Origin of the sequence: Aurantimonas sp. A3-2-R12, from assembly GCF_036016755.1 — a bacterium.
Classification (GTDB): domain Bacteria; phylum Pseudomonadota; class Alphaproteobacteria; order Rhizobiales; family Rhizobiaceae; genus Aurantimonas; species Aurantimonas coralicida_A.
The window spans coordinates 1-5,535 of sequence record NZ_JAYXIH010000089.1; the positions used below are offsets into that span (position 1 = coordinate 1).

Annotated in this window: 4 protein-coding genes and 1 pseudogene; 4 read left to right on the top strand and 1 reads right to left on the bottom strand. The window is 57.0% G+C overall.

Annotation, left to right across the window (positions count from 1 at the left end):
- Window positions 1-190: 190 nt before the first annotated feature.
- From VSX60_RS21865 to VSX60_RS21880, 4 genes and pseudogenes are all read left to right on the top strand, one after another.
- Complete coding sequence (locus tag VSX60_RS21865) at window positions 191-1,177, top strand: IS30 family transposase (protein WP_327626355.1); 987 nt, start codon at window positions 191-193, stop codon at window positions 1,175-1,177.
- Between the two features lie 28 nt (window positions 1,178-1,205).
- Window positions 1,206-1,457 (top strand): annotated as a pseudogene (locus VSX60_RS21870) (IS256 family transposase); the annotation flags it as partial.
- Between the two features lie 232 nt (window positions 1,458-1,689).
- On the top strand, window positions 1,690-3,084 hold the full coding sequence (locus VSX60_RS21875; RefSeq protein WP_327626356.1) for a hypothetical protein: 1,395 nt from the start codon (window positions 1,690-1,692) through the stop codon (window positions 3,082-3,084).
- Window positions 3,062-4,210, top strand: a complete 1,149-nt coding sequence (locus VSX60_RS21880) for a glycosyltransferase family 4 protein (RefSeq protein ID WP_327626357.1) — start codon at window positions 3,062-3,064, stop codon at window positions 4,208-4,210. The genes VSX60_RS21875 and VSX60_RS21880 overlap by 23 nt, the downstream gene beginning before the upstream one ends.
- 14 nt (window positions 4,211-4,224) lie before the next feature.
- On the opposite strand, the gene VSX60_RS21885 is transcribed toward VSX60_RS21880, so the two are convergent.
- The gene (locus VSX60_RS21885; RefSeq protein WP_327626358.1) at window positions 4,225-5,349 is read right to left on the bottom strand and encodes a polysaccharide pyruvyl transferase family protein; all 1,125 of its coding nucleotides are present in this window, start codon (window positions 5,347-5,349) and stop codon (window positions 4,225-4,227) included.
- Window positions 5,350-5,535: the final 186 nt, after the last annotated feature.

The window sequence follows — 5,535 nt, forward strand, 5'->3', positions numbered from 1 at the left end:
CTCGCACGCCGGCTCGAACAGGACCGGCCGGGCGTCGCCGCGAGCATCCTGGAGGGTCTCGACGAAATCCTCACCGTTGTTCGTTTGAAGCTGCCGATGCAGCGTCGCCCCTGAGTTCCAGCACGAGGTGCAACACCCCCTCGCCGGACGTGGTATCGGCGGGCTGTCTAGACCATTCGGGAGTGTTGCCGTGCCATCCTATTCGCACCTTTCCACCTGGGAAAGGGAGCAGCTTGCCGCGCTGAAGGCCGCCGGGGCCTCGGGAAATTCCATGGCCAGGGCGCTCGGGCGTTCCCCCGCCACGATCAGCCGGGAGCTGCGCCGAAACCGTCTCCCATGTGGCGGATATTCGCCGCGTCAGGCCGACGGAGCCTATCTCGAGCGACGGCGGCGTGACGCCATACTCGAGAGCGACAGAAGATTGCGCCAGTTCGTGACCGACCGCCTCGCCGAGGGCTGGTCGCCCGAGCAGATCGCCGGCTGGCTCAAGCGAAACACCGAGCCGAAGCTGCGCACTCTCGTCACCGAGACGATCTACGCCTTCATCTACCGCGCTGCTCAACAGCCGGAGAAGCTGTGGCGCTATCTGGTCAGGCGGCGGACGCGACGTCGGCCGCTGCGCGCTCGCCCCTCCCGCGACACCATCAAGAACCGCCGCTCCATCCATGATCGTCCAGCCTCGGCGGCAGACCGAAACGAAGTCGGCCATTGGGAAGCGGACCTCATTATCTGCAAGCACACCCGACCCGTCCTGGTCCTGCACGAGCGCAAGACGCGGATCACGCTGGCCACAAGGATGAGCGGCAAAACCGCCGCAGAGACCATCTCGTCAATGATGGCGATCTTCCGCCGTGTCGATCCAAGCCTGCGCGGTTCGGTGACTTTCGATAATGACACGACCTTCGCCCGCCATGGCCTGCTGACCGACCTCTTCGGCATGTCAACATGGTTCTGCGATGCCTACGCCTCCTGGCAGAAAGGCGGGATAGAAAACGCCAACGGCCGACTGCGGCGCTGGCTCCCGCGCTGGCTCGACATCGATGCCATCGATGAAGCCGATCTCCAGGACGCCATCATCACCCTCAACACCACGCCCAGAAAATGTCTCGGCTTCATCACCCCGTTCCAGGCACTCCTCAAGGAGCTTGGCAAAGACGTTCAAATCCGCTTCTCATGAGAATGTTGCGCTTCGCGCTGGAATCCACCGCCGCTCGCTGGCTTGCACCAACATCGCCGAGAACATGATGGGTACGATCCGGCGCGTCACGCACAACGTGAAGCGGTGGCAGAACGGACAAATGGCTCTGAGATGGGTCGCCGCCGGTATGATCGAGGCCGCCAAGGGCTTCCGCAAGCTCAAGGCTCACAAGCAGCTGCCGATTCTGCGGGCCGCCCTCATTGCCCATCAGCGCCAAAATGCCGAAAAGTTCATTGCCCCTGCATCGAGGGCCGCGTAACGTTCAACCCGGCATCGCCGCTCAACGAAGTTCAACAAACTTCGGGACATCCCCCAAAAGGCTTGGCGAACCGCTTTGGGTGCTATTACCATGCCGAAAGGTGATCCAAATGGGGAATGCCGGTTGAGCTAACTTGGGATTTTTGATCGTACCGGATGGGGCATTCAGGGTGATAAGTCTGTATGAGTATGACCGAAGGGTTGTTCGAATTATCGAGTCAAACGATATATTTGTGGTGCCTTTCTTCATTTTAGTCGTCTGCCTGCCCAGCTTCATATACGTTGTGTTCCCTGCGGGATCGCTGGCGGTAGGGATCATTCTGATTGCGATAGCAACATTCGTGCTAGCGCCCCCCACATTGACGGTTATCTCCATCAGTCTATCCTACAGTCTCATCCTTTTTCTGTCCGCCTTCTTTAACGCGACATATGAAGACTTCAAACCCGCACAAATACTCGTGAAAGCCACGGCGCACGGCTTCATTGTCTGCATTGCGGTTTCGCTAGGATTGCTGTTGTCACGTTTGTGCGTTGTTCTTTTGAGAAAAAATATCGAAAAAATTGTGCTTGTAGCCAATCTTTTGTTTATCATTCCTGGCTTATTGACGGTGCTGTGGCGCCCTTCTTTTCTCGGATACAACCTCTATGTTAAGAACATTTTCCCATTCGCAGAGCCTAGCCACTATGCCCTTGCGGCCGCCCCATTCATGCTTTTTGGTGCGGTATTTCTCCCATTGCCTCGAAATATCATTTTGCTGACTGTCTACGTGATTATTTCTCTCCTACAACCGTCTTTAATATTATTATTAGTTTCAATGGTTATTTTACTACTAATATCTTTTCGATACATAATAAATATAGATCGAGAGATATCATTCGATAAGTATGTTTTTTATGCTATTAGCTGTATCCTTATATATTGTGCATTTATTGCTTATCAACAAGGCGTGTTTCACAGCCCTCTGCCTGGAGTCTACCAAGCCCCGGAGAGCCAGCCGGATCCTTCGGCAACCAAGGAACGAAGGACCGCGCCCTCCAAACCTGGAGTCTACCAAGCCCCGGAGAGCCAGCCGGATCCTTCGGCAACCAAGGAACGAAGGACCGCGCCCTCCAAACCTATAATGCGATATTTAGCCGACCGACTGTCAATAAGTCCTCAAAGCAAAAACCTCACGGTACTTGTGTTCCTGCAAGGCTGGGAGGATGCCTATCGCTCACTGATCGAAACCGGTGGCGCCGGGCGCGGCTTCCAATCCATGGGGACGTCGGAGCCTGGCCCGATAGCCGAGCGCATCAGATCGATCGCTCACATGTACAAGAACAGAAACGATGGCGGTTCTCTCGCGCCCAAAATCGTCTCGGAATTCGGCTATATCGGGATCGGGGTCGTTGCAGCGCTGCTTGGCGCGGGTGTTTACGCCTTCTGCAATCTTGCTGTTGCCGACAGAGCGAAAATTGAACCGCTGCGTGCAATCTCCTACTGTTTTATTGTTTCGCTAGTAGTCGAACTTTTCTTGCGAGGCTATGGCTATTTCTCGCCGGGCGTCTTCCTTGCTATAGTCGGCCTTACCATAATCTTTATGACCGATCGACAAAAAGTGAGCTATGACAACAGTCTTGGTATTTAACAGATTCTATCTGCCCGGGTACGAGGCCGGCGGGCCTATTGTCTCGCTGGCCAATTTGTTTACGGCGTTGGGAGACACCATCCTGTTCCGGCTGGTCACCACAGATCGCGACATAACGGACAGCCAGCAGTATCGGTCCGTCTCGCCCGGCGTATGGACCCCGGTCGGCAAGGCATCAGTGCTGTATCTGGCCCCCAGCGAGATCTCGATCAGATCGATTGCGCGCGCGGCGGATCAATCCATCCACGTGCTATATCTTAACAGCTTTTTTGATACGCGTTTTACCGCGCGCGTCCTACTTGCGCGACGATTGGGGCGACTCCCGCAGACCCGGCTCGTACTGGCCCCTCGGGGCGAGTTCTCGGCTGGCGCACTAGGCCTTAAGTCCCGAAAAAAATATGCGTATATGGCCGCTCTCAAGGCCTCCGGCTTGTTGGCCGGAATCGAATGGCACGCCTCCACCCCGTTCGAAGCCGAAGAGATTGTTTCCGCGCTCGGCCCCGATGTCGCCCAAAAGGTCCGCACTGCACCCGATCTCGGCGCGATGCCCGACGACAGTACGATAACGACATGGCATCCACGAAAAGCAGGGGACCCTTTGCGCATCTGCTTTCTGTCGCGGATTTCGCCGATGAAGAATCTCGTCGGCGCGATCAACGCCTTGGCCCACATGCATGCACCCGCCCACTTAACAGTCTATGGACCGGTACAGGACAAGGCCTATTGGGAAGAATGCCAGCGCGCCGCAGAGCATCTTCCTGCCCACATCGGTTTTGTGCACTCCGGCACCCTACCCCGAACCGAAATTCACGCAACGCTCGCACGCCACGACGCCTTCTTCCTACCCACGCTCGGCGAAAATTACGGCCATGTGATTCCCGAGGCGCTTTCGGTCGGGCTGCCGGTCGTAATCAGTGACTGTACCCCGTGGAGGGGTCTGGCCGGCAAGGGCGTCGGCTATGATGGCCCTCTTGACGATCAAGCTTTTGCCCGCGAACTCGACCGACTAGCCGGGCTCGATGGGGATGCGCTTGGCGCCGTCCGGCGGGCCTGCCGCAACTATGCGCGAATCGTATTGACCGATCCGAAGTCCGTCGAGGCCAATCGTCTTCTCTTCCGGCCTTGAAGCCCGCAGCCCAGTCAATCCAGCAGAGCCTTTCTGAGGAAAGCCACGCTCTTGCTGCGCTCGCTATCGAGTACCTCATTGGCTTGCGCGAAATCCACCGCATCTGACATCGCCGCGATCCCAGCGCGATCCAAGGCATAGCGATGCATCAGCCCCGTCATGGTCAGAAGGCTGACAATTCGGCTCGAATGCACTCCCGGACTGACGGCGACGAAAGGCTTGTTGAAAATTATGGAAAAGCACACGCCGTGAAAGGAGTCCGTCACGACAAATCGAGCCTTCGACCAGAGCGTCAGAAACTCGAGGGGTCCGGCATCGCTGACGGTGGTTGCGAAGGGCAGGCGGTGGAACGGATCCTGCTCGATGCATACGGTCCTGGACCGGCAGACTACCGAAAAATGCTCCGCCGCTGGCGCCACAAGCTGCGACTTAGGTACTGAGTACACAAGTACATAGGGGGCGGTCACGAGCCCGGGATCGACTTCGCTGGAAGCAGGCAGCAAGTGCTCCCATCCGTTGCGATCAATGAGTAGCGTCGGGTCTAAGACGTGTACAACTTCTTTTTCGACCAGGGGCTCAATGATGTCAACCGCCCCGGCTTCGCGAACCGATATGGCACTGAAATCCGCCAGTAGGGACCTGATCTGCTTTCGCTCGATAGCATTGAATTTGTAATGGCCGATGCTGGCGGCATAGGCAATCTTGCGCGAGTGCCGGGCGAAGTCGAGGAAATAGACCGGATCGATTGTCCCGTCAGCCGTGACACAGTTGGGGTTCCAGATCTGGTCACTGCCGCACACATAGGCGTCTCGGCCATCTTCGCGTCGGCTTTTGAGTTCGCTTGCAGAAAGTCGGGGGCCAAGGTCGAGTGCCACGCTTTGAAAGTCGCGGAAACGCTCCAGAGTACGCCTGCGACTGGCCAAACGGAAGAGATCCTTAGCCGTTCCCATGAACTGGCGCAGTGTGCGCGCCGAGCGGATCAACTCCATGTCGCGGCTGGCATGGCGATTGTGGTAGTTGACCACATCGGCCTGCGCAAATTGACCCAGGATCGACTTCAGGGCGAACGCTTGCAACGCTGCTCCATAATTCGGGACATCCTGCAAGGTGACAATCCCGGCCTTGGGTCCGTCAACCATTCCGCTCTCCTTGGTCCGCCGCTTCGATGAACAAGATGCAATCGTCCCTCGACGTCTTGGGCGAGCAACACACTTTGAGGGGATGTCCCGAAGTTTGTTGAACTTCGTTGAGCGGCGATGCCGGGTTGAACGTTACGCGGCCCTCGATGCAGGGGCAATGAACTTTTCGGCATTTTGGCGCTGATG

Bases quoted from the DNA above. Each gene is read 5' to 3' on its own strand.
- VSX60_RS21880 (WP_327626357.1), top strand. From the start codon at position 3,062: ATGACAACAGTCTTGGTATTTAACAGATTCTATCTGCCCGGGTACGAG.
- VSX60_RS21885 (WP_327626358.1), bottom strand. From the start codon at position 5,349: ATGGTTGACGGACCCAAGGCCGGGATTGTCACCTTGCAGGATGTCCCG.